Origin of the sequence: Pseudomonas sp. P9_2, from assembly GCF_034008255.1 — a bacterium.
Taxonomy (GTDB): Bacteria; Pseudomonadota; Gammaproteobacteria; order Pseudomonadales; family Pseudomonadaceae; genus Aquipseudomonas; species Aquipseudomonas synxantha_A.
Genome location: NZ_CP125376.1, coordinates 4,345,659 through 4,371,093 on the forward strand (window position 1 = coordinate 4,345,659; position 25,435 = coordinate 4,371,093).

Below are 25,435 nucleotides of genomic sequence, written 5' to 3' on the forward strand. Positions count from 1 at the left end.
AGCAGGCAAGCCAGCTCCCACAGTTTGTGTGTTGCTGCTGGAATCAGGGTTCGAGCACCACCTTGAGCGATTTATCGCCGCGCTCCATCACCGCAAACGCCTCCTTGAAATCCGCCAGGGCAAACTTGTGGGTCACCACATCGCGCATGTCGATTTTGCGGTTACCGATAAAGTCGATGGCTCTCGGGTACATATAGGGCCCCAGGTGCGAGCCGAGGATGTCCAGCTCCTTGCGATCGCCAATGATCGACCAATCGACCGTGGCCTCGTCATTGAACACGCTGAACTCGACGAAGCGCCCCAACTTGCGCAGCATCGCCAGCCCCTGGTTGACGGCCTTGTGGTGCCCGGTGGCTTCGATGTAGATGTCGCAGCCGTAGCCGTCGGTGATCTCGCGGATTTTGGCCAGCACATCGACCTCGGCCGGGTTCCAGACTTCGTCGGCGCCCATGCGCAGGGCGAGGGCGGCGCGCTCGGGTTTCATGTCCAGCACGATAAGCTTTTTCGGGTTGCGCAACCGCACCGCGCCGATGATGCCCAGGCCCAAAGTGCCGGCGCCTGCGACCACCACAATGTCGTCATGGTCGACGTCGGCGCGCTCTGCGGCGTGCAGCGAGCAGGCCAATGGCTCGATCAGGATCGCTTCATCGGGGGCGATGGATTCCGGCACTTTGTGGATGATGCCTTCCTTGGTGAAAATCATGTACTGGGCCATGGCGCCCTGCACATTGTTCTGGAAGCCATACAGGTCATGCTTCTGGCACATCCAGTACTGGCCGTGGTTGCAGAAGCGGCAACCCCAGCACGGCACGATCTGTTCGGAAATCACCCGGTCGCCGACCGCCACGCCGCGCTTTTCGGCGCCTGGGCCAAGGGCGACCACACGGCACACGAACTCATGCCCGGGAATCATCGGCGGCTTCACGTAGCGCGGTTGCTCGGCGTCGCCCCAGAACGACGGCGCGCCGCGATAGGTCTTGATATCGCCCATGCAAATGCCGCACAGCTCGACCTTGGTCAGGATCTCGTCGGGGCCGGGGGTGGGCACGTCGACGGTTTCCAGGCGGTAGTCTTCCGGCCCATGGCAGACCACGGCCTGCATGGTTTTGGGGATGCTCGGGGCAAGTTGTTCGGGTGTGCGTTCGGTGACGGTGGACATGACAAGACCTCACGACATAAAGATGAATTACTGAATGCTGTAGCCGCCGTCGATCACCATGTTGGCGCCGGTGATCATCTGCGCGGCATCGCTGAGCAGGTATAGCGCCAGACCGGCGATTTCTTCCGGCTGGGCAAAACGCCCCGCCGGGATCTGCAATTTGGCCCGCTCACCCACGTCGCCGGCCCAGGCTTTCTTGCCCAGGGCGGTTTCGACGATGGTGGGGGAGATGGCGTTGACGTTGATCTGCGGCGCCCATTCCATGGCCAATACCTTGGTCATGCCGACAATCGCCGCCTTGCTGGCGCAGTAGGCGACGTGGCGGTCCAGGCCAATCACGGCGGCCTGGGAGGCGAGGTTGACGATGCGCCCACTGCCCTGGGCGAGCATGTGTTTGGCGCAAGCCTGGGCCATGAAAAAACTGGCCTTGAGGTTGATGTCCAGGGTGGTGTCCCAGGCGCTTTCGCTGACGTCGATAGCCTTGTCCAGCAGTACCACGCCTGCGCTGTTGATCAGGTAATCCAGGCGTTGGAAGTGAGCGAAGACGTTGTCGACAGTCGGTTGGATCTGGTCGATCTTCCCGAGGTCGACGGCAATGCCCAGGTGCCCGGTACCCAGGCGGGCGGCCACTTCGACCACCGCCGGGTCGCGGTCGAGCAGCGCCACCCGCGCACCACGTTCCACCATCAGAGTGGCACAGGCCAGGCCGATCCCGGCGGCACCGCCGGTGATCACCGCACAACGGCCATTGAGGTCGAAGGCTTGGTTCCAGAAACCAGACATGAATAACTCCTGTTACAGATCAAAAGGTAGAACGCGGTCCAATGTGGGAGCTGGCTTGCCTGCGATTGCATCGACCCGGTCTACCTGATGCACCCAGGCGCCTGCATCGCAGGCAAGCCAGCTCCCACAGTTGACTGTGTTTCAAGCCACTGACTACTTGCCGCCGCTGACTTGCTGGTACAGCGCATCCGCATTGGCATTGGTCACTGGCACCCACGGCAGGATGTAGTTCCTGGCCGTGCCGTCACCCCATTTCACGTCCTTGGCGTAGCGCTCCCAGATCACCGATTGCGGCTTGTAGTCCTCACCGGCCAGGGCGCGCAGGGCCACGTCCAGTGCGCCTTGGGATTGGGCCTGGGCGTCCTGGAGGAATGTGGTGACTTCGTCTTTTTTTGCCGCCTGGATCGCATCCGGCATACCGTCGATGGAGGTCACGGGTACCTCTTTGGAGGTCAGTCCGTGGGACTTCAGGGCCTGCACGGCGCCGAGGGCCATGTCGTCGTTCTGGGCGATCACGCCGTTGATGCCCTTGGGGTGGGCGTTGAGCCAGTCTTCGGTGAGGGTCATGGCCTGGGCGCGGTCCCAGTTGGCGGTTTTCTTCTCGATGATCTTGATGTCAGGGTGTTTGCCCAACACCTCCAGCTCGCCTTTTTCCCGGTCGATCTGCGCCGACTGGCCAATCGGGCCCTGGATGATCACCACGTTGCCCTTGCCGTTGAGCTTGTCGACCATGGCCTGGGCCTGCAGGCGGCCGCCTTCGACGTCGTCGTTCCCCACATACGGCACGCTGGCATCGGCTACTTTCGTATTGGAGGCGATGACCACCACGTCGTTGCTCATGGCCGCCTTGACCGTGCCGACACCGGCCTTGGTATCAATGGGCACGAACAGAATCGCGTCGTAGCGTTGGGTCACCATATTTTCGATCTGGTTGTTCTGGGTCAGGGCGTCGTAGTTGCCGTCGAATACGGTCAGCTGCACGGTGCCATCCTTGACGGCCGGATGTTCCTTGAGCTCACGCACCCAGTTCTGCATGAACTGGCCCTTGAGGCCGTAGACGGCTGCGCCGATCTTGTAGGTCTTGCCATCGGCCGCCAGGGCGATGCTGCTGGCAAGCAGGGTGAGGGTCGCCGCAGCGGCCAAAGTGGTACCAAGTTTCATGAGTAGAACTCCGGTTATTGTTGTGGGTCGTTCTCTAGCGTTTTTTCTTGCGCCACACGTCGATCAGTACTGCGAACACGATGATCAGGCCCTTGGCGACCTGCTGGTAATAGGAGGACACGCCGAGCAGGTTCAGGCCGTTGTTGATCACGCCGATCAGCAGCGCCCCGAACAAGGTGCCGACAATGCTGCCGGTACCGCCCGACAGGCTGGTGCCGCCGATCACCACCGCGGCAATCGCATCCAGTTCATAGGAAACCCCGGCCTGGGGCAGGGCAGAGGTGGTACGTGCCGACAACACCACGCCGGCCAATCCGGCGAGCAGGCCCGAAACCACGTACACCGAGAACATCACCTTGCGCACGCCGATGCCGGAGGTGCGCGCGCTTTTTTCATTGCCGCCCACCGCGTATACATAGCGGCCGTAGGTGGTGTAGCGCAGCACCATCCAGAAGATCAGCGCGACCACAGCGAAGATAATGATCGGCACGCCCACTGGGCCGATCTTGCCGATACCCAGCGCCAGGTAGGCGTCGGGCAGGTCGGTGATCGGGCTGCCGTCGTTGAGGATAAAGGTCATGCCACGGGCGATGCTGAGCATACCCAGGGTGGCCACGAACGGCGGGATCGACAGGTTGGCGACCATGAAACCGTTGACCACGCCAAGCATCGCCCCGGCAAACATCCCGGCGCTGACCGCCGCCAACAGGCCATAGCCCTGGGTGGCGACCATCGCGCTGCACAATCCGGCAAAGGCCAGGATCGAACCTACCGACAAGTCGATGCCCTTGGTCAGGATCACGTAAGTCATGCCCACGGCGAGGATGCCGTTGATGGAGGTCTGGCGCAGGATGTCCATCCAGTTGCGCCAGGTCATGAAGTATTCGCTGGAGAACGCCATCACCACGCACAGCAGGATAAACACCAGCGGCAGGCCGAAGCGGTCCAGAGACAGGCGCAAGCGGTTGCGTGGCGCGGTGGTGACAGGGGCGGCAAGGGTTTTGGCATTCATGAGGCAAGACTCAACAAGGCTTCCTGGGAAAGGGCGGTGTCGGTGCTGATGGTCACCAGCCGGCCGCCCTTGAATACGGCAATGCGATCACTCAAGTGCAGCAGTTCCGGAGCTTCGGACGACACCACGATGGCGGCGCCGCCGGCCCGTACGAACTGGTCGAGCAGGTGGTAGATCTCCTGCTTGGCGCCTTCGTCGATGCCGCGGGTGGGTTCATCGCAGAGCAGGCACACCGGCTCGGTGGACAGGCATTTGGCGAGCACGACTTTTTGTTGGTTGCCGCCGCTCATGGACGCCACCGGCAGGTCCAGGGAAGTGGTCTTGATCTGCAGGCGCTTGACCATGTCCTCGGCCAGTTGGGCTTCCTTGCGCGCATTGATCAGCGACCAACTCGACAAGCGCTTGTAGGCCGACAGCGCGATGTTGGAGAGGATGCTGCCGGTCAGCACCAGGCCACTGTCCTTGCGGTCTTCGGTGACCAGGGACATGCCGGCGTTGATGGTGGCCTTGGGCATCCCGATGGGCATGGGCTTGCCTTGCAGGGTGACGCTGCCGGAATCGGCTACGGTCAGGCCGTAGATGCAATTGAGAAACTCACTGCGCCCGGAGCCCATCAGCCCATAGATGCCGAGAATTTCGCCACGGCGCAAGTGCAGGCTGATGTCGTGGAACTCGCCGTTGCGGCTCAGGTTGTCGACTTGCAGGCAGGTGTCGGCCGCGCATTCACGGCCGACCTTGTGGTCGATGCGCGTCAGTTCCTGGCCGACAATACCGCGCACCAGGTGGTCGCGGTCGATATCGGCCATGCGCCCGCTTTCCACGAAGGCGCCATCGCGGAAGATGCTGTAGTCATCGGCGATGTGCGCCAGTTCGCTCAAACGATGGGACACATACACGATACCGGCACCCCGTGCAGTGAGGCGGCGAATGGCCTTGAACAGGGTTTCTGCCTCGCGCTCGCCGATGGCCGAGGTGGGCTCGTCCATGATCATCACCTGGCAGTCATGGCTGAACGCCTTGGCGATTTCCACCAGTTGAATCTGCGCCACGCTCAAGCGATGCATGGGGCTGGTGGCGTCGACGTCGAACTCCAGGCTTTCCAGCAGCTCGCGGGTGCGGCGGTTCAGGGCCTTGCTGTCGACAATGCAACCGGCGCGGCGCGGCTCGCGGCCCAGCCAGATGTTTTCGGCGACGGTCATGTAGGGGATGGGTTCCAGCTCTTGGGTGATCATCGCGATCCCGGCCGCCAAGGCTTCACTGGGGCGGTTGAACTGCGCCGGTGCACCGTTGAGCACAATGGTGCCGGCGTCACGCTGGGTGATGCCCATCAGGATGCTCAGGAAGGTCGACTTGCCGGCGCCATTGCCACCGCACAGGGCGTGGACGCTGCCGGCGCGCAGAGAGAGGCGCCCGTCACGCAGGGCAGGTACCCCGGCGTAAGCCTTGGCGACGTGTTCAGCCTGGAGCAGTAATGGCTTGGCCATCGGCGTGTCCTCGTGCTGTGAATTCTTATTAGGTCGCACAGTCATGTTTCGCTGTGATCATATGTGTATCAAATGAAATTCTGATCAGTCAATCTCTTTCATTAAAAAGCGTTGATTCTCATCTGTAGAGACTATATCGGCTGTTTATCCCGCTTTGACTGCAAGGTCAGTTAAATCTCGCTTGACATGAAGGGCATAATGATCGCGAAATGACTGAGCAAAATTTCACTGAGTGATCATCTGATCAGTCTTAATCTAGGTCAGGGCAGCGGAGCCAGACGCCATGAACACACCTTTTCCGGTGGCTATCGGATGCGATGAAGCGGGTTTTGAGCTTAAAGAGCTGTTGAAGCGCCATATCGAGGCGCTGGGTTACCCGGTCACTGACTTCGGCACCCATTCCACTGCGCCGGTGCTCTACCCGGACATCGCGCTGGCCGTGGCCAACGCCATCAGCGCCGGGCAGCAGCGCCTCGGCGTGCTGGTGTGCGGCACCGGCATCGGCATGGCCATCTCGGCCAACAAGGTGTTGGGTATCCGTGCGGCTCAGGCCCATGACACCTATTCGGCGGAGCGGGCGCGCAAGAGCAACGATGCGCAGATTCTGTCCATCGGTGCGCGGGTGATCGGCGCCGAACTGGCCAAGAGCATTGTCACGGCGTTCCTGGCCTCGGAGTTCGAGGCGGCGCGTTCCGGGGCCAAGGTCGAGCGCATCAACGCAATCGAGCGCGATGGGCATCAGTAGTGGACGGCACGGGGCAAGAGTCGGGAGAATGCGCCTTTGACGCCGAAACGGAAGCCCGTCCCCATGAGTGACAGTACCCAGCGCATGGCCAGCGATATCGATCAAATGACCGAAGTGGCGATGCTCTATTACCTTGAGAACGTCACTCAGGAAGCCATTGCCAAGCGCTTTGACCTGTCGCGGGCCAAAGTCAGCCGCCTGCTCAAGCGTGCGCGAGATGAAGGCATTGTCGAGGTGCGCGTGTTGCAGCACCCGGCGATGAACAACGAACTGGAGCGCGCGTTGGTGGAGCGCTTCAAGCTCGACCGCGCCTTGATCGCCGTTGACCACAGCGACCCCGACACCCAGCGCTCGGCAGTCGCCAGCCTGGTCGCCAACTACCTGAACAAAACCTTGGGCGATGGCATGATCGTCGCCGTGGGCATGGGCCGTAACGTCGGCGCGGTGGCCGATAACGTGTTCCTGCCGGTGACGCGCAACTGCACGTTCGTATGTGCTATCGGTGGTTCGCTCAAGGCCGGCGAGTACATGAACCCCGACCATATCTGCCGGCGCCTGGCCCTGCGCTTTGGCGGCGAGAGCGAAAGCCTGTACGCCCCGGCCCTGGTGGCCAACCCGGAACTGCGTGGTGTGTTGATCAATAACGACACGGTACGCTCCACCCTCGACCGCGCCCGGCGTGCCGACATTGCCCTGATCGGCATTGGTGATATGAGCGAAAACAGCAACATGGTGCGCATGGGCTGGTTCTCGCCCCAGGAAATCGCCCAGGCGCGGTTGTCCGGCACGGTGGGCGACATGATGGGCTATGACTTTATCGATATTCACGGCCAGCCGGCGGTCAACGCCATTCAAGGCCGAGTGATCGGGTTGACGGTGCAGGAGCTGTTCCGCATCCCGGATGTGGTGGCGATTGCCAGTGAAAACACCAAAGCCGCGGCGACGCTGGGGGCGTTGCGGTCGGGGGTGATCAATACGCTGGCGACGACCGTCACCAATGCCCACACCATTCTGGCGCTGGATGATGCCACCCGAAAGTCTTGATTTATTGGAGATCCAAGTGTGGGATGGAGCAAGTCCCCTCCCACATTGGTTTTGCATCGGCTGGAAGACAGGTTTTGTAATAGTTTTGCTCTGTGGGAGTTGTGTGTTTGGGCTGTAGGATTCAAGTCCTTTTGTTATTTCAGGACTTGCATGAACACCCTCTCGGAGCCTCCCAGTCGTCTTTCTCCAAGACACTTACTGTCGCTGTTCCCCCTGAAGCACCCCGTATTCCGACTGCTAACCTTGTCCCGGTCCACTGACCGCGCATTGCCGTGTCCGGCATTCTGAAAACTTTGAATACAGAGACTCTATAAATGGAATGGTTAGCGGATCCAACGGCCTGGCTGGGCCTGGCGACCTTGATTGTGCTGGAACTGGTGCTGGGTATCGACAACCTGGTGTTTATCGCGATACTGGCAGACAAGTTGCCGCCGGAGCAGCGCGACCGTGCACGCTTGATCGGTTTGTCCCTGGCGTTGCTGATGCGTCTGGGCCTGTTGGCGAGTATTTCCTGGTTGGTGACCCTCACCCAGCCGTTGTTCGAGGTGTTCGACAAGAGCTTTTCCGGCCGTGACCTGATCATGCTGTTCGGTGGTGTGTTCCTGTTGTTCAAGGCCACCATGGAGCTGCACGAACGCCTGGAAGGCCACGTGGCCCAGCACAAGGGCAATGTGGCTTATGCGATGTTCTGGCCGATCGTGGCGCAGATCGTGGTGCTCGACGCAGTGTTCTCCCTCGACGCGGTGATTACCGCAGTGGGCATGGTCGATGAGCTGGCGGTGATGATGATCGCGGTGATCGTGTCCATCGGTTTGATGATCGTGGCGAGCAAGCCGCTGACCCGTTTCGTCAACGCCCACCCTACGGTCATCATGCTGTGCCTGGGCTTCTTGATGATGATCGGTTTCGCCCTGACCGCCGAAGGCTTGGGCTTCCATATTCCCAAGGGCTACCTGTACGCGGCCATTGGTTTCTCGATTCTGATCGAGGTGTTCAACCAGATTGCCCGCTCGCGTCGCAAGAAATCAGCACAAGGTGTGCTGCCGGTGCGTGAGCGTACCGCCCATGCGGTGATGCGTCTGCTGGGTGGTCGTAGCCTGGCGGTGGAAGAGGTGGGTGAAGAGGTCGCTGACTTGCTGGGCGAGCCGGATACTGCGCAGGGCCCGCTGTTTGATCGACGTGAGCGGGTGATGATCAGCGGGGTGCTGCAACTGGCCGAACGGCCGATTCGTACCCTGATGACACCACGGGCCAAGGTTGACTGCATCGACCTGGCGGACGATCCCGACACGATCCGCCTGAAGCTGATGCATTCGTCCTACTCGCGTTTGCCGCTGATCCGCAACGGTGCGGTGGATGAACCCTTGGGCTTTGTGCACAAGAAGGAACTGCTCAAGGAGTACCTGGCCGGTAACGAGCCGAACCTGGAGCACCTGGCGCGCCGGGCGATCAACCTGCTGGAGAGCTTTTCGATCCTCAATGCCCTGGAGCAGATGCGCCAGGAGTCCACCCACATCGCCTTTGTGATCAACGAATTCGGGGACTTCATGGGCGTGTTGAGCATGACCGATATTCTGGAATCCATCGCCGGTGAATTGCCCGATGCCAGTGAAATCGAAGGCCCGGACATTGTCGAGGAGGGCGCGGGCTTTCGTGCCAATGGTGCCTTGAATCTTAATCAGGTGAGCCGACGCACCGGCTTCAAGGCCGTGGCGACGGAGGATTACCAGACCCTGGCCGGTCTGGTGATGAGTCTGTTGGATCGCTTGCCGGTTGTGGGCGATAGTCTTGAATACGAGGGGTGGCGCCTGACTGTGGCCGCGGTGGAAGAGCGGAGGGTGACGCAGGTTTGTTTGTCGCCGCTTACGGCTCCTTGATCTGGAGGCGAGCGAATCGCTTGAACGCGTGTTCAAGCGCTTGCTCGCCGAGTCCGGGAACGGTTTCCTGAAGCTGTTGGTCATGGTAGATCAGCAGCATTGGAATTCGGTCCACGCTTGGATGGCTTGGTGTTTCGGTGCAATCGAGGATCATGATCTTGATCTGGTGCTTGTACCGCTGGCTTATCCGCATGAAGCGGGGCATTGCGTCAGTGCATGCCGCGCAATCATGGGAGATGAATACAACGAATACGGGTTGCCTCGTATTGAGTTCGCGGTCAAATTCCGCCTTATTTGCGATCACTGCATTGACGTAGCTCATCGGGCGTCTCCTTGTCACTCCTTGGCCTAAGCTAAGTTGGAAAATCGTTCCGGTCTACTGTCAACCTTCACAGGTCCCTCTTCGCGCGCTTGGTACCTGCTTGATCAAGTGTTCAGATCGGTGCGCAGTAACACCGTCGTGGGGCGTTGCGTAGCACAGCCATACGGTGACGGCGCAATGCTGTATACCGCTTCAATCACTATCACGCTGATCCATAAAGCATTTTTTGCCGCCATAGGTTTCCTCTGGCGTCTGTGGCACACTTTCTGCTGTCTATTCCGTTGTTACATACCAAGTTCCGGTATAGCGGAATACACAATCCCTGGAGTGCTTGTCATGCATCACCGACCATCCGTATTCAAAGCGTGTGTTTTTCTTGTTGCCGCATCGGCTTCCTTCACAAGCATGGTGCAGGCGGCAGACAGCAAGCTGGATGATGTGCTCAAGCGCGGGCATCTGATCGTGGGTACAGGCAGTACCAATGCGCCGTGGCACTTCCAGGGAGCGGATGGCAAATTGCAGGGGTTTGATATCGACATCGGCCGCATGGTGGCCAAGGGTTTGTTCAATGACCCGAGCAAGGTCGAGTTTGTGGTGCAGTCATCCGATGCGCGCATTCCCAACCTGCTCACGGACAAGGTCGACATAAGCTGCCAGTTCATCACCGTCACCGCCAGCCGTGCGCAGCAGGTGGCTTTTACTTTGCCGTACTACCGCGAAGGCGTCGGCCTGCTGTTGCCCAACAACAGCAAGTACAAGGAAATTGAAGACCTTCAAGCCGCAGGCGATGACGTGACCGTGGCCGTGCTGCAAAACGTGTACGCCGAAGAACTGGTGCACCAGGCACTGCCCAAAGCCAAGGTCGACCAGTACGACAGTGTCGACCTGATGTACCAGGCCGTGAACTCCGGCCGCGCCGATGCGGCTGCCACCGATCAGTCCTCGGTCAAATACCTGATGGTGCAGAACCCCGGTCGCTACCGCAGCCCCACTTACGCCTGGAGCCCGCAAACCTACGCGTGTGCGGTCAAGCGTGGCGACCAGGATTGGCTGAATTTCGTCAACACCGCGCTGCATGAAGCCATGACCGGTGTGGAGTTTCCCACCTACAAGGCTTCTTTCAAGCAGTGGTTCGGCGTTGACCTGCCAGAACCGGCCATCGGTTTTCCCGTGGAATTCAAATGATCCGGAACAGCCGGGGCGTGCTTGAGCACGCCTCACTCAGGTATTGCCGACCATGAACTATCAGTTGAATTTTGCCGCCGTCTGGCGTGACTTCGACACCTTGCTGGCGGGGCTCGGCCTGGGCCTGCAGTTGGCCTTGCTGTCGATTGCCATCGGCTGCGTGATCGGCCTGCTGATGGCGTTTGCCATGCTGTCCCGGCACCGCGCGTTGCGCATCCTGGCCTCGGTGTACGTGACGGTGGTGCGCAATACGCCGATCCTGGTGTTGATCTTGTTGATCTATTTCGCCTTGCCGTCCCTGGGGATTCGCCTGGACAAAATCCCTTCGTTCATCGTCACCTTGTCGCTGTACGCCGGTGCCTACCTGACCGAAGTATTCCGCGCCGGGTTGTTGAATATTCCCAAGGGCTTGCGCGAAGCGGGGTTGGCGATCGGCCTTGGCGAATGGCGGATTCGCGCCTATATCACCGTGCCGGTGATGCTGCGCAACGTGTTGCCGGCACTTTCGAACAACTTTATCTCGCTGTTCAAGGACACATCCCTGGCCGCCGCGATCGCGGTGCCGGAGCTGACCTATTACGCCCGCAAGATCAACGTTGAAAGCTACCGGGTGATTGAAACCTGGCTGGTGACGACCGCGCTCTATGTGGCTGCCTGTTACCTGATTGCCATGCTGCTCCGTTACCTGGAGCAGCGTCTGGCGATCCGTCGTTAAGGAAGGGTTTGCATGTACGAATCCCCCAGTTGGCTGCATGAATTGTGGATCGCCCGCGAGACCCTGTGGGTCGGCTTCCAGGCCAGTGTGTCGGTCTCGGCACTGGCGATTATCTTCGGCACCCTGATCGGTATCGTCGCCGGGTTGATCCTGACCTACGGCAAGTTCTGGATGCGCGCGCCGTTTCGTCTGTACGTCGATCTGATTCGAGGCACCCCGGTGTTCGTGCTGGTGTTGGCGTGTTTCTACATGCTCCCGGCCCTGGGCTGGCAGATCAGTGCATTCCAGGCCGGTGCGGTCGGGTTGACCCTGTTCTGTGGCTCCCACGTGTCGGAAATCGTGCGCGGTGCACTGCAAGCCATTCCCCGTGGGCAACTGGAAGCGGGCAAGGCCATTGGCCTGACGTTTTACCAGTCGTTGGGCTATGTGTTGTTGCCCCAGGCGTTGCGACAGATTTTGCCGACCTGGGTCAATTCCTCTACCGAAATCGTCAAGGCCTCCACCTTGCTGTCGGTGATCGGCGTGGCCGAATTGCTGCTCAGCACCCAGCAGGTGATCGCCCGCACCTTCATGACCCTGGAGTTCTACCTGTTCGCCGGTTTCATGTTCTTTGTCATCAACTACGCCATCGAATTATTCGGGCGCTACATTGAAAAGCGGGTGGCCTTGCCATGAACCAAGCTCAAACCAAACCAGCGCTGCTGGACATCCGTGGCCTGCGTAAACAGTACGGCCAGGTGGAAGTGCTCAAGGGTGTCGATCTGTCGATGCAGCGCGGCAATGTGGTGACGTTGATCGGCTCCAGCGGCTCGGGCAAGACCACCTTGCTGCGTTGCGTGAACTTGCTTGAGGAGTTCCAGGGCGGGCAGATCACCCTGGACGGCGAGTCCATTGGCTACAGCGAGGTCGGCGGCAAGCGCGTACGGCACCCGGAGCGGGTGATTGCCCAGCACCGCGCCATGACCGGCATGGCGTTCCAGCAATTCAATCTGTTCCCGCATCTGACCGCGCTGCAAAACGTCACCCTTGGCTTGCTCAAGGTCAAGAAGATGGGCAAGGATGAAGCCGTGGCCCTGGCCGAAAAGTGGCTGGACCGCGTCGGCCTGCTGGAGCGGCGCAACCACTTTCCCGGCCAATTGTCTGGTGGTCAGCAACAGCGCGTGGCGATTGCCCGCGCCATTGCCATGAACCCCAGTCTGATGCTGTTCGACGAGGTCACATCGGCCCTCGATCCGGAGCTGGTAGGCGAAGTGCTCAGCGTGATCAAGGGGCTGGCGGAGGAGGGCATGACCATGTTGCTGGTCACCCACGAAATGCGCTTTGCCTATGAAGTCTCCGACCAGATCGTCTTCATGAACCAGGGCTGCATTGAAGAGCAGGGCACTGCGAAGGACATCTTCGAGCGGCCGCAGTCGCCGCGGCTGGCGGAATTTTTAAAGAACATTCGTTTTTAACAAGGAGCAACTTTTATGAGCATTACTCGTTACGGTACCGGCAGCACCGCAGGTGGCGGCCAGCCACGCCCGTTCGCACGCGCGGTGGAGGCCGATGGCTGGCTGTATGTGTCGGGCCAGGTGCCGGCGGTGGATGGCGAAATCATCAGTGGCGGCATCGTCGAGCAAACCCGGCAGACCATGCGCAACGTGGTGGCGATCCTCGAAGAAGCCGGCTATGAACTCAAGGATGTTGTACGCGTGGGCGTGTGGCTGGAAGATCCACGGGACTTCTGGAGTTTCAACAAGGTCTTCGGCGAATACTTCACCCCCGAGCACGCCCCGGCGCGGGCTTGTGTGCAGGCCAATATGATGGTTGATTGCAAGGTTGAGATCGACTGCGTGGCCTACAAGAAAAAGGGCTGAATCCACATTCTAAAGCCCACAGAAAATCAACTGTGGGAGGGAGCAAGCCCCCTCCCACAGGGAATCTCTGCCAAACCCTGGAACTTTGACCGGACCCATCACTGCCATGACCGAAGACACCATCAAACGCCGCGCCAAAGGCCTGGACCGTGCGTTCGATATCCTCGATTTTCTCAAGGAAGTCGGCCAACCCCTGCGCCCGAATGACATTGCCAGCGGCATCGGCAGCCCCAAGTCCACGGTCTACGAATTGGTCGCGTCGCTGCTGGAGCGGCGCATTCTGGAAACCGTGGGCAAGGACGGTCACGTGTATCTGGGGCGCCAGTTGTATTTCCTCGGCCAGGCGCACCTGCGGCACTTCGACCTGACCCGCGAGGCCGATCACGCCCTGCAGGAAATCGTCAGCCAGACCCACGAAACCGCGCAGATGTGCCTGCTCAACGGGCGCAAGTACACGGTGGCGCTGATGCGCGAAGGCCAGCGGCATTTTCGTATTTCTTCGGATATCGGTGAAAACGCGCCGATCCCGTGGACCGCTTCCGGGCGTTTGTTGCTGGGGCATTTGAGCGACCAGCAGATCATCGAGCTGATCGACCCCGACGATTTCATCCTGCCGGACGGCCTGCGCCTGCCGCTCGATACCTTCCTGGCGCAGATCCGCCAGGCCACCGTCGATGGGTTCTTTTCCTTCGACAGTGTGGCCGACACCTTCACCCATTGCTTCGCCGCCCCGGTGCGGGACGCCCAGGGCATCAGCATTGCGACCCTGTGCATCGTTGCCCCGCGAGCCGATGCCAGCAAGCACTACCACGACTATCGCCGGGTGCTGATCGACAGCGCCAACAGCCTGGCCCGGCGCATCAACGAATAGGAGTTTTCCATGTCTGCCCTCAATGCCGTTGAAAAAGGTGCCGCCGCCGTCGGTGCCCATTTGATCCGCGATGTCAGCCTGCCGGCGCTGGTGCTGCACCGTGACGCCCTGGAGCACAATATTCGCTGGATGCAGGACTTTGTCAGCCACAGCGGCGCCGAGCTGGCGCCCCACGGCAAGACCAGCATGATGCCTGCGCTGTTCGAGCGCCAGATCACCGCCGGTGCCTGGGGGATCACCCTGGCCAACGCCGTACAAACCCGCGCCGCCTACGCCGGTGGCGTGCGTCGTGTGCTGATGGCCAACCAATTGGTGGGGGCGCCGAACATGGCGCTGATCGCCGACCTGTTGGCCGATCAGGATTTCGACTTCCATTGCATGGTCGATCACCCGGACAACGTCGCGGACCTGGGCCTGTTCTTCGCCGCGCGCGGCCTGCGTCTGAACGTGATGATCGAGTACGGCGTGGTCGGCGGCCGGTGTGGCTGTCGCAGCGAACAAGAAGTGCGTGAACTGGCCCGGGCGATCAAGGCCCAACCGGCATTGGCGTTGACCGGCATCGAAGGCTACGAAGGGGTGATCCACGGTGAGCACGCCATCAGCGGCATCCGTGACTTCGCTGCCAGCCTGGTGCGCCTGGCGGTGGACCTGCAAGACAGCGGCCTGTTCGACCTGCCCAAACCGATCATCACGGCGTCGGGCTCGGCCTGGTACGACCTGATCGCCGAGTCGTTCGAGGCGCAGAACGCTGCCGGTCGTTTCCTCAGTGTGTTGCGCCCAGGCAGCTACGTGGCCCACGACCATGGCATCTACAAAGACGCGCAATGCTGCGTGCTCGACCGACGCAGCGACCTCAACGAGGGCCTGCGCCCGGCGATGGAGGTCTGGGCGCACGTGCAGTCGCTGCCGGAGCCGGGGTTTGCGGTGGTTGCCCTGGGTAAGCGCGACGTGGCCTATGACGCCGGCTTGCCGGTGCCGCTCAAGCGCTACAAGGCCGGGATCGTCCCGGCGCACGGTGATGATGTGAGCGCGTGCAAGGTCACGGCGGTGATGGACCAACATGCGTTCATGACCGTAGCGCCGGGGGTTGAGTTGCGCATTGGCGACATTATTTCGTTTGGCACGTCCCATCCCTGCCTGACTTTCGACAAATGGCAGGTGGGTTGCCTGGTGGATGAGCAGTTGCAGGTGGTCGAGTCGCTGCGTACCTGTTTCTAGACCGAGCCGCACCTATCGGGGGCAAGCCCCCTCCCACATTTGGAATGCATTCCCCTGTGGGAGGGGGCTTGCCCCCGATGAGGCCATCAGCCCCACCGAGACAGCAGCCATGACCACCCAACCCCGCATCGCCCTTATCGGCGAATGCATGATCGAACTGCAACACCGCGCCGACGGCAGCCTGCACCAGAGCTTCGGCGGCGACACCCTGAACACGGCGGTGTACCTGCGCCGTGAGCTGGGCGAGTGCGCCAGTGTCGACTACGTCACCGCCTTGGGCGATGACAGTTTCAGCGACGCCATGTGCCAGCAGTGGCAAACCGAGGGCCTTGGCCTGGGTATGGTCCAGCGCCTGCCCGGGCGTCTGCCGGGCTTGTATTGCATCCAGACCGACGCCAATGGCGAGCGCAAGTTTCTCTACTGGCGCAACGAAGCGGCCGTGCGTGACTGCTTCACCACGCCTGCGGCCGAGCCGATCCTGGCAGCGTTGCCGGACTATGACGTGGTGTATTTCAGCGGCATTACCCTGGCGGTGCTGGGCGAGGTCGGGCGCGAGCGCTTGCTGGACACCCTGGTCGAAACCCGCCGCCGAGGTGGCAAGGTGGTGTTCGATAACAATTACCGGCCACGGCTATGGGCCGATGTGCAAGCGGCCCGTGCGGCTTATCGCAAGGTCTTGGCTGAAGTGGATATTGCCTTGTTGACCGAGGATGACGAGCACGCGCTGTTTGGCTATGAGGACAGCGAGCAGGTGTTTGCGGCCTATCCATCGATTGCAGAAGTGGTGCTCAAGCGTGGCGCGGATGCGTGTTTGATTCGCTGTGCGGGAGAGCGTTTTGCGGTGCCGGCGTTGAAGGTGGAAAAGGTGGTGGACACTACGGCGGCGGGAGATTCGTTCAGTGCGGCGTATCTGGCCGGGCGGCTCAAAGGTGGCTCGCCGCAAGAGGCTGCATTGGCGGGGCATCGATTGGCGAGCCGGGTGATTCAGCTGCCGGGGGCGCTGATACCGATGTGAATGGCCGCTTGCGGCGGATCGCGGGCAAGCCCGGCTCCCACATTTTACCGGGTGTACACCGCTAAATGTGGGAGCTGGCTTGCCTGCGATAGCGGTCTGGAGCCAAGTGCTCAATCCCGGTAAAACACCTGCACCAGGTGATAGCCAAACTTGCTCTTGATCGGCCCGTGCACCACCTTCACCGGCTTCTTGAAGATCACCGCATCAATCGCGCCTACCATCTGCCCGGGCCGCACTTCGCCCAGATCGCCGCCACGCTTGCCCGACGGGCAGGTGGAGTACTTCTTGGCCAGCACGTCAAAGGCTTCGCCCTTGGCAATGCGCTGCTTGAGTTGTTCGGCTTCTTCGCTGGTTTTCACCAGGATATGACGGGCTTGGGCTTTCATTGATTTCTACCAGGTGTGCGACGGCGCGCGATTATGCCTGAACTCAGGCCTCGACGCCGATCATGCTGCGGATTTTGGTGGCCAGCAGGTCGATCGAAAAGGGCTTGGCGACCATGTCCATGCCGTCTTCCAAAAAGCCCTGGCGCTCAGCGGCTTTCTCGGCATAGCCGGTCATGAACAACACCCGCAGGCCGGGGCGATGCTGGCGCGCGATTTCCGCCAGTTGCCGGCCGTTCATGCCCGGCAGGCCAACGTCGGTCACCAGCAAATCCACGCGCAAATCCGACTCCAGCAGCGGCAGCGCGGCACGGGCGTCGGCCGCCTGGTGCGCGGTATAGCCCAGTTCGTCGAGGACGTTGACCACCAACATGCGCACTGCGGGGTCGTCCTCGACCACCACCACGGCTTCACCGGCCAGGGCCACCGGGGCTTCGGTGAGGCTGACGGGCAGGTCGCTTTCCAGTGCGGTGCCGTACAGGCGCGGCAGGTACAGGCGCACGCAGGTGCCCTGGCCCGGTTCGCTCTGGATCGTTACATGGCCACCGGACTGCTGGGCAAAGCCGTAAATCATCGACAGCCCAAGGCCGGTGCCTTGGCCGATAGGCTTGGTGGTGAAGAACGGGTCGAATGCCTTGGCGAGGATTTTCGGCGCCATGCCGCTGCCGTTGTCGCTCACGCCGAGCATCACGTAGTCGCCGGCCTTGACCGGCTCCAGGGTGGTGATGTCGGTGCCGTCCAGGTAGCTGTTGGCGGTTTCGATCAGCAACTCGCCGCCGTCGGGCATGGCGTCGCGGGCGTTGATCACCAGGTTGAGCAGGGCGTTTTCCAATTGGCTGGCATCGGTATTTACCGGCCAGATGTCTTTGCCCAGTTGCACCTTGAGCGCGATATGCGCGCCCTTGGTGCGCTGGAACAGATCTTCCAGGGATGCCACCAGCTGGTTGGGGTCGGTGGGGCGGCGGTCCAGCGACTGGCGCCGCGAAAACGCCAGCAGGCGGTGGGTGAGGGCGGCGGCGCGATGGGCCGAGGATACGGCGGCATCGGCAAAGCGGCCAATCTCCTCGCTGCGCCCGGCGGCAATATAGCGCTGCATCAGGTCCAGGCTGCCGATGATGCCGGTGAGCATATTGTTGAAGTCATGGGCGATACCGCCGGTGAGCTGGCCCACCGCTTCCATCTTCTGCGCATGGCGCAGGGCGTCTTCGGCCCGTTCACGCTCGAACATCTCGTTTTGCAGGCGCTGGTTGGCCTCGGCCAGCGCCTGGGTACGCTGGGCCACGCGCTCTTCGAGGTTCTCGTTGAGATGGCGCAGGGCTTCTTCGGTGAGTTTGCGTTCGGTCTCGTCGATCACAAAAATGTAGAAGCCATTCACCGAACCGTCATTGCTGAAGCGCGGCAGGTATTTCATCAACGCGTGGCGCGGGCGGCCGTCGCGATGGGGCGTGAGGGTCATGAAGCTGCACGCCTTGCCGTTCAGGGCCGCTTCGATCTTGTCGATTCGCCCGGCATACACCTCATCACCGAGCACTTCGCGGATGGTCTTGCCGTACAGTTCCTGGGGCGTCTTGCCGTACCAGTCGAGGTAGGCGCTGTTGTTCAGGCGAAAGCGCTGTTCATGGTCCACGTAGCCGATCAGCACCGGCATGGCGTTGATGATCAGTTGCAGCTCGGTCTGGCTCTGGCGCAGCGCCTGTTCGGTGTGCTTGCGCTCGGTAAGGTCCAGCGCGGCACCGAGGAAGCGTGCGGGTCGGCCTTGTTGGTCCTTGTAGCAGCGGCCACGGGCAAACACCCAGCGCACCTGACCGTCGGCTTGCAGCAGGCGGTACTCCTCGGCGTATTCAGTGCCGAACGTGATGCAATGCTTGATGCTGCGCGTGACCATGCCACGGTCTTCGGGATGCACGCCGAGCAGATAGGCGCTGATGGGCAGCAGGCCGGCGTCACTCGGGTCGACACCGTGCAGGTAGGCGAAATGTGCATCGGCGATAAAGTGGTCTTCACCGATGTCCCAGTCCCAGGTGCCCACGGCATCGGTCGCTGCCAGTGCCAGTTGCAGGCGCTGCTCGGTGTTGTGCTGGGCCTTGAGGCTCGCTTCGGAGCGCTGCTGCAGTTCCAGGGTTTTGCTGCGCCGTTCATTGGTTTCGATGGCGGTGACCAGGATGCCTGCCACCTGGCCGCTTTCGTCGCGCACCGGGCTGTAGGTCAGGTCGAGCCAGATTTCGGTGTCGCGACATTCGCGTTGCAAGACAAAACGCTGCTCGCTGAAGGTGCGCACCTGGCCACCGAGCACCGCGTCGTACACCGGCGCAGCGAAGCTTTGCAGCTCCGGCCAGGTCTGATGCGCAGGCTGGCCCAGGGCGCCGGGGTGCTTGTTGCCCACCAGTTGGGCAAAACCATCGTTATACAGTTGTATGAGTTGCGGGCCCCACAGCAGCACCATCGGCATCGGCGAATGCACGACGATATCGACGGCGGTACGCAGGCTCTGCGGCCACTCGCTGGCCTCACCGAGGGGGCTTTGCGCCCAGTCCAGCCGCTTGATCAATGCAGCGGCTTCGCTACCGGTGGATGTTCCATTCATGAAAAAAAGCCCTGAACACGACGCTTTGAAAAATGACCACATCCATTGTCCCAAGGATCATCAATGGATGACTACCCCGGAAAAATAGCACGCATTGACGGCTTTTCTTCAAAACAGCGGTTCAGCGCTGAAACCTTTCATCTAAAAACCCAGTTCAGGGCGTCGGCGAAACTGCTCCAGTGCTTCGGGATTGGCGAGGGCATCGGTGTTCTTTACCGGCTCCCCATGTACCACGTTGCGCACCGCCAACTCCACGATCTTGCCGCTGATGGTGCGCGGGATGTCCGTGACAGCGAGGATCTTGGCCGGTACGTGGCGCGGCGTAGTGTTGGCACGGATTACCTGGCGGATCTGCTGTTGCAGCGCCTCATCCAGCTCGACACCGTCATCGAGGCGCACAAACAGCACCACACGCACATCGTCCTGCCAGCGTTGGCCGATGGCGAGGCTTTCCAGTACCTGTGGGACTTTTTCCACTTGGCGGTATATCTCGGCGGTGCCGATGCGTACGCCGCCAGGGTTGAGCACCGCGTCTGAGCGCCCATGAATCAGCAGGCTGCCATTGGCCCGCTGCTCGGCATAGTCACCCTGGGCCCATACGCCGGGGAACTGGCTGAAATAGGAGGCGCGCAGCTTGTGCTGGTGCGGGTCGTTCCACAGCCCAATGGGCATGGCCGGAAAGTGCCGGGTGCAGACCAGTTCACCTTTTTCCCCGATCAGCGGCCGGCCCTGGTCGTCCCACACCTCGATGGCCATGGCCAGGCTCTTGCACTGCATCTCGCCACGCCGCACCGGCAGCACCGGGTTGCCGATCACGAAGCAGGAGACGATATCGGTGCCACCGGACATCGACGACAGGCACAGCTCGTTCTTGATCTCGCGGTACACATAGTCGTAGCTCTGGGGTGACAGTGGCGAGCCGGTGGAAATCAGGCCCCTGAGGCTGCTCAGGTCGTGGCTCAGGCGTGGCTGCAACCCGGCTTTCTCCAGGGTAGCGAGGAATTTCGGGCTGGTGCCGAATACACTGATTTTTTCCGCATCGATCAAGTCGATCAAACGCTCGGGGCCGGGGTGGAACGGTGAGCCGTCATACAGCACCGCCGTGGCGCCAATCGCCAGCACCGACACCAGCCAGTTCCACATCATCCAGCCGCATGTGGTGTAGTAGAACAGGCAGTCCTCGCGGCTCAGGTCGGCGTGCAGGCCGTGTTCCTTGAGGTGCGTGAGCAGCACGCCGCCGGTGCCATGGATGATGCATTTGGGGATGCCGGTGGTGCCGCTGGAATAGAGGATATACAGCGGATGATCGAACGGCACTGCGACAAAATCGGGCACGCCGCCGGCCTGATAGAAGTCGTCCCACAGCGTGACCCGGGCTTGGCTCAGGTAATCGTCGACCTGTGCCTGAGGCCGGGCGTAGGGCACGATGATCAGCTGTTGCAGGGAGGGCAGGCGCGCGAGGATTTCATTGAGCTTGGCGCTCTGGTCGATGTTTTTGCCGGCATAGCGGTAGCCGGCGCAGGTAATCAGCACCTTGGGTTCGATCTGGCCGAATCGATCGATGACGCCCTGGGTGCCGAAATCCGGCGAGGAGCATGACCAGATCGCGCCGAGGCTGGTAGTGGCAAGCATACCCACCAGGGTTTGCCAGGTGTTAGGCATGCACGCGGCCACCCGGTCACCCATGCCAACCCCGGCCGCCCGCAAGCTTTTTTGCAGGCCGGCAACGTGTTCCGCCAGTTGCGCATAGCTCAATTGTTCACGTTGGCCGTCTTCGCTGACAGCCACCACCGCAGGATGATTGTCGCGGCGGCGCAACAGGTGCTCGGCAAAGTTCAGGGTGGCGCCGGGAAACCATTGGGCGCTGGGCATCTCGATGTCTTCGATCAGCGTGACGCTGGGCGGGCTGCGAAACTGCACGTCGAAGAACGCGACAATCGCCCGCCAGAAGTCCGGGCGCTGGTCGATGCTCCATTGGTGCAGGGCGGGGTAGTCGTGGAGGTGCAGGTCGTGGCGTTGGTTGATGAAGCGGCGGAACTGGTCCATCCGTGTGTTGGCGATGCGTTCGGGCGAGGGTTGCCAGAGGATGTCGGACATAGCGAAATCTCTTGTTCTAGTATCGGTCTTCCAAACAGTGAAGTTCCAATGTGTCTGGGGTTATTGGGCCAGCCAGCCACCGTCGATATTCCACGCCGCACCGCGCACCTGGGCGCCGGCCTCGCTGCACAAAAACAGCACCAGCTCGCCCAGTTGCGAAGGCGTGACGAACTCCAGGGACGGCTGTTTTTCAGCCAGCAAATCCTGCTGCGCCTGTTGCGGGTCGATCCCACTGGCCACGCGATCATCAATCTGCTTCTGTACCAGCGGCGTCAGCACCCAGCCCGGGCAGATCGCATTGCAGGTCACATTGCTGGTGGCGGTTTCCAGGCCTACCACCTTGGTCAGGCCGATCACGCCATGCTTGGCCGCCACGTAGGCAGCCTTGCCCACTGAGCCGACCTGGCCGTGCACCGAGGCGATATTGACGATACGCCCCCAGCCCTTGGCCTTCATGCCCGGCAGGCTCAAACGTGTACTGTGGAACACCGAGGACAGATTGATCGCGATAATCGAATCCCAGCGCTCCACCGGGAAGTCTTCCACCGCCGCCACATGCTGGATGCCGGCATTGTTGACCAGAATATCCACGCCACCGAACTCGCGCTCGGCGTAGGCGAGCATGTCGGCGATCTGCGCCGGGTCGCTGACATCCGCCGGGTGATGCCCGACCTTGCCGCCAAACGCCTGCACCTGGGCGATCACCGCGCTGGCGTCGCCAAAGCCGTTGAGAATCAGGTTGGCGCCGGCCTTGGCCAGGCTCAGTGCTATCCCTAAGCCGATGCCGCTGGTGGAGCCGGTAACCAAGGCGGTCTTGCCATTCAAAGTCGTCATGAAAACCTCACACAATGCCGGTGGCATAGAAAGTACCGATCACCACGAACACCGCGAGGGTCTTGATAATCGTGATGCCGAAAATGTCCTTGTAGGCTTCGCGGTGGGTCAAGCCGGTGACCGCCAGCAGCGTGATCACCGCGCCGTTGTGGGGCAGGGTGTCCATGCCGCCGCTGGCCATGGCCGCGACCCGGTGCAGCACTTCAAGGGGGATATTGGCCGCATGAGCGGCGGAAATAAAGCTCTCGGACATCGCCGCCAGGGCAATGCTCATGCCGCCGGAAGCCGAGCCGGTGATGCCCGCCAGCAGGGTCACGGTAATTGCTTCGTTGACCAGCGGGTTGGGGATGCCCTTGAGCCAGTCCGCCAGCACCAGAAAGCCCGGCAGCGAGGCGATTACTGCGCCAAAGCCGTATTCCGAGGCGGTGTTCATTGCCGCCAGCAGCGCGCCGCTGACCGCACTTTTACTGCCTTCGGCCAGCTTGCTCTTGATCGCGGAGAAGCCGAACACCAGTACCACGATAATCCCTACCAGCAACGCCGCCTGCACCGCCCAGATCGCGGTGAGCTTGGCGATTTCGGTGGTCACCGGCGCGCTCATGCCCGGCAGGCTGAGGCTGTGGGTCTTGCCGTACCACTGCGGGATCCAGTGGGTAAACAGCAGGTTCATTACCCCTACCAGAATCAACGGCGACAGCGCGATCCAGGGATTGGGCAGGCTGAGGTTCTCGGCGGTTTCCGGCTCGTTACGCAACTCGGTGCCATAACCTTCTCCGGCCCGCTGGGCCTTGTTGCGCTGGCGGGCCAGGTAGAGCATACCGGTGCAAAACACGAAGATCGTGCCGATCAGCCCCAGCCACGGCGCCGCCCAGGCAGTGGTGTTGAAGAAGGTACTGGGGATGATGTTCTGGATCTGCGGCGTGCCGGGCAGGGCGTCCATGGTGAACGAGAACGCGCCGAGGGCGATGGTCGCCGGGATCAGGCGCTTGGGGATATTGCTCTGGCGAAACATCTCTGCCGCGAACGGGTACACGGCAAACACCACCACGAACAGCGATACGCCGCCGTAAGTGAGCAGGGCGCAGACCAGTACGATCACCAGCATTGCCTGGCGCGTGCCGAGCAAGCGGATCGCAGCCGCCACGATCGAGCGCGAGAAACCCGACAACTCGATCAGCTTGCCGAACACCGCACCGAGCAGGAACACCGGGAAATACAGCTTGATAAAACCGACCATCTTTTCCATGAACACCCCGGTAAAGGCGGGGGCGACGGCTGATGGGTCGGTGAGCAGCACCGCGCCGAGGGCGGCGATGGGGGCGAACAGGATAACGCTATAGCCACGGTACGCAGCCAGCATCAGCAGCGCGAGCGCGGCCAGGGCAATGATCACACTCATGGTGTGTCTCCATCGGATTGTTATTGTTGTGGGGTGAAGCGGTGGGAGGGCTATAGCTAGATGTGTGCCAGATTTATAACTTGTTGATATGTATGGATTTATTGTGGATTGAGAGTGATTTTCGAGACGGCAGTCTCAATCTGGAGACGAGTGGAGATCCTTGTGGGAGCTGGCTTGCCTGCGATAGCGGTGGTTCAGCTGGCTTGTAGGGCACTGTTAGACCGCTATCGCAGGCAAGCCAGCTCCCACATAAGAATGTCTTGATATTGGGAATGTCGTCTCTTTTTTGAGACTAGGTTAGTCCCAGCGCCAACATTTTTTTATACAACGTCGACCGCCCAAGCCCCAACCGCTTGGCCGCTTCTACAACATTTCCGTCACTGGCTTTGAGCGCCCCCGCAATCACCTGCCGATCAAACCGCTCCCGCGCCGCCGCAAAGGTTTCACCCTCGATCGCGTCCACCGGGCCACGGACTACTGGACTGAACGTACCAATCGCTGCACGAACCTGCACGGCATTCAACACCAGGTCATCACTCAACAGCGCCGCCCGCTCCAGCACATTGCGCAGTTCACGGATATTGCCCGGCCATGCATGTTGTGCGAGCAACGCCAGCGCCCCATGCTCCAGTTCGTGCTGGCTGCGCAGTTCCTCGAGGATCGCCTCGCTCAACGCCGGGATGTCCTCCAAGCGTTCACGCAACGGCGGCACCTGGATCGGCAGCACATTCAGCCGGTAATACAAATCCGCACGAAACTCGCCGCGCTTGATCGCCGCTTCCAGGTCCATGGAGGTGGCTGCAATCACCCGCACATCGCTGTGCAGCATCTCGTTGGAACCCACTGGTTCGAATTCTTTTTCCTGCAACACCCGCAGCAGTTTGCTTTGCAGCGGCAGCGGCATGTCGCCGATTTCATCGAGAAATAGCGTGCCGCCCTGGGCGATCTGAAACTTGCCAGGGCGGCCCTTGCGGTCGGCGCCGGTAAACGCGCCGGGTGCGGTGCCAAAGAACTCGGCTTCGAGCAGGTCATGGGGAATGGCCGCGCTGTTGATGCTTACGAAGGCTTTGTGCGCCCGCGGTGACGCGCCGTGGATGGCCTGGGCGAGCAGTTCCTTGCCGGTGCCGGTTTCGCCGAGCAGCAACACCGGCGACTCGGCGCTCGCACTGCGCCGCGCCCGGCGCTTGACCTCCAGGCTGGCGGCGCTGGTGCCGATAAAATGCGCGAAGTTGTATTTGCTTTGCCGCGAGCGCAGCAGCGAGCGCGTCGAGGCCAGCTCTTGTTGCATGCTCAGGTAGCGCTCGATCAGCGGCGACAGGTTGCGCAACTCGTCGAACAGCGCAAAGCCAATCGCGCCGATCACCGCTCCGGCATCATCGTGGATTGGCAGGCGCATCACCACCAGCGGGCCCTTGGGGGTGTCCTGGATATCCAGCAGTATCGGCCGGTCATCGCGCACCACCTGGCGCAACAGGCTATTGGAAATCACCTGCTCACAGGGTTGGCCGATGGCCTCATCGGCGCTGTGCAGGCCGAAGCGCCTAGCGTAGCGCTCGTTCATCCACACGATGTTCGCGTCGCGATCGACAATGACCGTGCCTTCGCTGGATTGCTCGATGATCTCGAACAACGACTGAATGGCCAGGCCGCGAACGTGTTGATAATCCTTGAGGCTGGTACTCATGGAG

Annotated in this window: 23 protein-coding genes; 11 read left to right on the forward strand and 12 right to left on the reverse strand. The window is 61.2% G+C overall.

What is annotated here, in order from left to right:
- Positions 1 to 43: 43 nt before the first annotated feature.
- The 5 genes from QMK52_RS19465 to QMK52_RS19485 form a co-directional block, all read right to left on the reverse strand.
- The gene (locus tag QMK52_RS19465; RefSeq protein ID WP_032803582.1) at positions 44 to 1,159 is read right to left on the reverse strand and encodes an MDR/zinc-dependent alcohol dehydrogenase-like family protein; all 1,116 of its coding nucleotides are present in this window, start codon (positions 1,157 to 1,159) and stop codon (positions 44 to 46) included.
- A gap of 27 nt (positions 1,160 to 1,186) precedes the next feature.
- On the reverse strand, positions 1,187 to 1,942 hold the full coding sequence (locus QMK52_RS19470; protein ID WP_005788853.1) for an SDR family oxidoreductase: 756 nt from the start codon (positions 1,940 to 1,942) through the stop codon (positions 1,187 to 1,189).
- A 153-nt stretch (positions 1,943 to 2,095) separates the two neighbouring features.
- The gene (locus QMK52_RS19475; RefSeq protein WP_005788851.1) at positions 2,096 to 3,103 is read right to left on the reverse strand and encodes a substrate-binding domain-containing protein; all 1,008 of its coding nucleotides are present in this window, start codon (positions 3,101 to 3,103) and stop codon (positions 2,096 to 2,098) included.
- A gap of 34 nt (positions 3,104 to 3,137) precedes the next feature.
- A complete protein-coding gene (locus QMK52_RS19480) occupies positions 3,138 to 4,115 on the reverse strand; it encodes an ABC transporter permease (protein ID WP_005788849.1) in 978 nt (325 codons plus the stop codon).
- Positions 4,112 to 5,599 carry a sugar ABC transporter ATP-binding protein gene (locus QMK52_RS19485; protein ID WP_320403273.1) on the reverse strand — a complete coding sequence of 496 codons (1,488 nt, stop codon included), beginning with the start codon at positions 5,597 to 5,599 and terminating at the stop codon, positions 4,112 to 4,114. Before QMK52_RS19485 ends, QMK52_RS19480 begins: the two co-directional genes overlap by 4 nt.
- Positions 5,600 to 5,882: 283 nt before the next feature.
- Here QMK52_RS19485 and rpiB point away from each other — a divergent pair, with 283 nt between their 5' ends.
- The 3 genes from rpiB (at position 5,883) to QMK52_RS19500 (ending at position 9,265) form a co-directional block, all read left to right on the forward strand.
- Positions 5,883 to 6,344 (forward strand): ribose 5-phosphate isomerase B, encoded by a 462-nt coding sequence (rpiB, locus tag QMK52_RS19490; RefSeq protein WP_005788845.1) that lies wholly within the window; start codon positions 5,883 to 5,885, stop codon positions 6,342 to 6,344.
- Between the two features lie 63 nt (positions 6,345 to 6,407).
- A complete protein-coding gene (locus QMK52_RS19495; protein WP_005788844.1) occupies positions 6,408 to 7,388 on the forward strand; it encodes a sugar-binding transcriptional regulator in 981 nt (326 codons plus the stop codon).
- A gap of 314 nt (positions 7,389 to 7,702) precedes the next feature.
- Positions 7,703 to 9,265 carry a TerC family protein gene (locus QMK52_RS19500; protein ID WP_005788842.1) on the forward strand — a complete coding sequence of 521 codons (1,563 nt, stop codon included), beginning with the start codon at positions 7,703 to 7,705 and terminating at the stop codon, positions 9,263 to 9,265.
- Here QMK52_RS19500 and QMK52_RS19505 read toward each other — a convergent pair.
- Positions 9,252 to 9,587, reverse strand: a complete 336-nt coding sequence (locus QMK52_RS19505) for a protein disulfide isomerase family protein (protein WP_320403274.1) — start codon at positions 9,585 to 9,587, stop codon at positions 9,252 to 9,254. The two genes, QMK52_RS19500 and QMK52_RS19505, sit on opposite strands and share 14 nt — an antisense overlap.
- Positions 9,588 to 9,923: 336 nt before the next feature.
- On the opposite strand from QMK52_RS19505, the gene QMK52_RS19510 reads away from it, so the two are divergent.
- The 8 genes from QMK52_RS19510 to QMK52_RS19545 all read left to right on the forward strand — a co-directional run bounded on the left by QMK52_RS19510 (position 9,924) and on the right by QMK52_RS19545 (position 16,450).
- A complete protein-coding gene (locus QMK52_RS19510; RefSeq protein ID WP_320403275.1) occupies positions 9,924 to 10,772 on the forward strand; it encodes a transporter substrate-binding domain-containing protein in 849 nt (282 codons plus the stop codon).
- Between the two features lie 52 nt (positions 10,773 to 10,824).
- Positions 10,825 to 11,487 (forward strand): amino acid ABC transporter permease, encoded by a 663-nt coding sequence (locus QMK52_RS19515; protein WP_005788836.1) that lies wholly within the window; start codon positions 10,825 to 10,827, stop codon positions 11,485 to 11,487.
- Positions 11,488 to 11,499: 12 nt separating this feature from the next.
- Positions 11,500 to 12,162: an amino acid ABC transporter permease gene (locus QMK52_RS19520; protein WP_005788834.1), complete on the forward strand. Its 663-nt coding sequence runs from the start codon at positions 11,500 to 11,502 to the stop codon at positions 12,160 to 12,162.
- On the forward strand, positions 12,159 to 12,941 hold the full coding sequence (locus QMK52_RS19525; RefSeq protein WP_320403276.1) for an amino acid ABC transporter ATP-binding protein: 783 nt from the start codon (positions 12,159 to 12,161) through the stop codon (positions 12,939 to 12,941). Before QMK52_RS19520 ends, QMK52_RS19525 begins: the two co-directional genes overlap by 4 nt.
- Positions 12,942 to 12,956: 15 nt before the next feature.
- On the forward strand, positions 12,957 to 13,346 hold the full coding sequence (locus QMK52_RS19530; RefSeq protein WP_005788829.1) for a RidA family protein: 390 nt from the start codon (positions 12,957 to 12,959) through the stop codon (positions 13,344 to 13,346).
- Positions 13,347 to 13,452: 106 nt separating this feature from the next.
- Entirely contained in the window at positions 13,453 to 14,217 is a 765-nt protein-coding gene (locus tag QMK52_RS19535; protein WP_194438471.1) for an IclR family transcriptional regulator, read from the forward strand.
- Between the two features lie 9 nt (positions 14,218 to 14,226).
- Positions 14,227 to 15,435 carry an amino acid deaminase gene (locus QMK52_RS19540; protein WP_320403277.1) on the forward strand — a complete coding sequence of 403 codons (1,209 nt, stop codon included), beginning with the start codon at positions 14,227 to 14,229 and terminating at the stop codon, positions 15,433 to 15,435.
- A 109-nt stretch (positions 15,436 to 15,544) separates the two neighbouring features.
- On the forward strand, positions 15,545 to 16,450 hold the full coding sequence (locus QMK52_RS19545; RefSeq protein ID WP_320403278.1) for a sugar kinase: 906 nt from the start codon (positions 15,545 to 15,547) through the stop codon (positions 16,448 to 16,450).
- Between the two features lie 110 nt (positions 16,451 to 16,560).
- Here the strand turns inward: QMK52_RS19545 and QMK52_RS19550 are convergent, their stop codons facing one another.
- From QMK52_RS19550 to QMK52_RS19575, 6 genes are all read right to left on the reverse strand, one after another.
- Entirely contained in the window at positions 16,561 to 16,836 is a 276-nt protein-coding gene (locus QMK52_RS19550; RefSeq protein WP_003174397.1) for a peptidylprolyl isomerase, read from the reverse strand.
- 43 nt (positions 16,837 to 16,879) lie between these two features.
- On the reverse strand, positions 16,880 to 19,417 hold the full coding sequence (locus QMK52_RS19555) for a PAS domain-containing protein (protein WP_005788817.1): 2,538 nt from the start codon (positions 19,415 to 19,417) through the stop codon (positions 16,880 to 16,882).
- 141 nt (positions 19,418 to 19,558) lie between these two features.
- Complete coding sequence (locus tag QMK52_RS19560; protein WP_194438470.1) at positions 19,559 to 21,514, reverse strand: acetoacetate--CoA ligase; 1,956 nt, start codon at positions 21,512 to 21,514, stop codon at positions 19,559 to 19,561.
- A gap of 60 nt (positions 21,515 to 21,574) precedes the next feature.
- Entirely contained in the window at positions 21,575 to 22,348 is a 774-nt protein-coding gene (locus tag QMK52_RS19565) for a 3-hydroxybutyrate dehydrogenase (RefSeq protein WP_032876062.1), read from the reverse strand.
- A gap of 7 nt (positions 22,349 to 22,355) precedes the next feature.
- Positions 22,356 to 23,747 (reverse strand): GntP family permease, encoded by a 1,392-nt coding sequence (locus tag QMK52_RS19570; protein WP_005788811.1) that lies wholly within the window; start codon positions 23,745 to 23,747, stop codon positions 22,356 to 22,358.
- Positions 23,748 to 24,039: 292 nt separating this feature from the next.
- Positions 24,040 to 25,431, reverse strand: a complete 1,392-nt coding sequence (locus tag QMK52_RS19575; RefSeq protein ID WP_194438467.1) for a sigma-54 interaction domain-containing protein — start codon at positions 25,429 to 25,431, stop codon at positions 24,040 to 24,042.
- Positions 25,432 to 25,435 lie beyond the last annotated feature (4 nt).

What these genes read in the sequence shown, in the direction of transcription:
- QMK52_RS19545 (WP_320403278.1), top strand. Translation starts at nt 15,545, where the DNA reads ATGACCACCCAACCCCGCATCGCCCTTATCGGCGAATGCATGATCGAA.
- QMK52_RS19555 (WP_005788817.1), bottom strand. Translation starts at nt 19,417, where the DNA reads ATGAATGGAACATCCACCGGTAGCGAAGCCGCTGCATTGATCAAGCGG.
- QMK52_RS19550 (WP_003174397.1), bottom strand. Translation starts at nt 16,836, where the DNA reads ATGAAAGCCCAAGCCCGTCATATCCTGGTGAAAACCAGCGAAGAAGCC.
- QMK52_RS19565 (WP_032876062.1), bottom strand. Translation starts at nt 22,348, where the DNA reads ATGACGACTTTGAATGGCAAGACCGCCTTGGTTACCGGCTCCACCAGC.
- QMK52_RS19560 (WP_194438470.1), bottom strand. Translation starts at nt 21,514, where the DNA reads ATGTCCGACATCCTCTGGCAACCCTCGCCCGAACGCATCGCCAACACA.
- QMK52_RS19465 (WP_032803582.1), bottom strand. Translation starts at nt 1,159, where the DNA reads ATGTCCACCGTCACCGAACGCACACCCGAACAACTTGCCCCGAGCATC.
- QMK52_RS19530 (WP_005788829.1), top strand. Translation starts at nt 12,957, where the DNA reads ATGAGCATTACTCGTTACGGTACCGGCAGCACCGCAGGTGGCGGCCAG.
- QMK52_RS19525 (WP_320403276.1), top strand. Translation starts at nt 12,159, where the DNA reads ATGAACCAAGCTCAAACCAAACCAGCGCTGCTGGACATCCGTGGCCTG.
- QMK52_RS19480 (WP_005788849.1), bottom strand. Translation starts at nt 4,115, where the DNA reads ATGAATGCCAAAACCCTTGCCGCCCCTGTCACCACCGCGCCACGCAAC.
- QMK52_RS19575 (WP_194438467.1), bottom strand. Translation starts at nt 25,431, where the DNA reads ATGAGTACCAGCCTCAAGGATTATCAACACGTTCGCGGCCTGGCCATT.
- QMK52_RS19505 (WP_320403274.1), bottom strand. Translation starts at nt 9,587, where the DNA reads ATGAGCTACGTCAATGCAGTGATCGCAAATAAGGCGGAATTTGACCGC.
- QMK52_RS19485 (WP_320403273.1), bottom strand. Translation starts at nt 5,599, where the DNA reads ATGGCCAAGCCATTACTGCTCCAGGCTGAACACGTCGCCAAGGCTTAC.
- QMK52_RS19570 (WP_005788811.1), bottom strand. Translation starts at nt 23,747, where the DNA reads ATGAGTGTGATCATTGCCCTGGCCGCGCTCGCGCTGCTGATGCTGGCT.
- QMK52_RS19535 (WP_194438471.1), top strand. Translation starts at nt 13,453, where the DNA reads ATGACCGAAGACACCATCAAACGCCGCGCCAAAGGCCTGGACCGTGCG.
- QMK52_RS19540 (WP_320403277.1), top strand. Translation starts at nt 14,227, where the DNA reads ATGTCTGCCCTCAATGCCGTTGAAAAAGGTGCCGCCGCCGTCGGTGCC.
- QMK52_RS19495 (WP_005788844.1), top strand. Translation starts at nt 6,408, where the DNA reads ATGAGTGACAGTACCCAGCGCATGGCCAGCGATATCGATCAAATGACC.
- QMK52_RS19510 (WP_320403275.1), top strand. Translation starts at nt 9,924, where the DNA reads ATGCATCACCGACCATCCGTATTCAAAGCGTGTGTTTTTCTTGTTGCC.
- QMK52_RS19520 (WP_005788834.1), top strand. Translation starts at nt 11,500, where the DNA reads ATGTACGAATCCCCCAGTTGGCTGCATGAATTGTGGATCGCCCGCGAG.
- QMK52_RS19475 (WP_005788851.1), bottom strand. Translation starts at nt 3,103, where the DNA reads ATGAAACTTGGTACCACTTTGGCCGCTGCGGCGACCCTCACCCTGCTT.
- rpiB (WP_005788845.1), top strand. Translation starts at nt 5,883, where the DNA reads ATGAACACACCTTTTCCGGTGGCTATCGGATGCGATGAAGCGGGTTTT.
- QMK52_RS19515 (WP_005788836.1), top strand. Translation starts at nt 10,825, where the DNA reads ATGAACTATCAGTTGAATTTTGCCGCCGTCTGGCGTGACTTCGACACC.
- QMK52_RS19470 (WP_005788853.1), bottom strand. Translation starts at nt 1,942, where the DNA reads ATGTCTGGTTTCTGGAACCAAGCCTTCGACCTCAATGGCCGTTGTGCG.
- QMK52_RS19500 (WP_005788842.1), top strand. Translation starts at nt 7,703, where the DNA reads ATGGAATGGTTAGCGGATCCAACGGCCTGGCTGGGCCTGGCGACCTTG.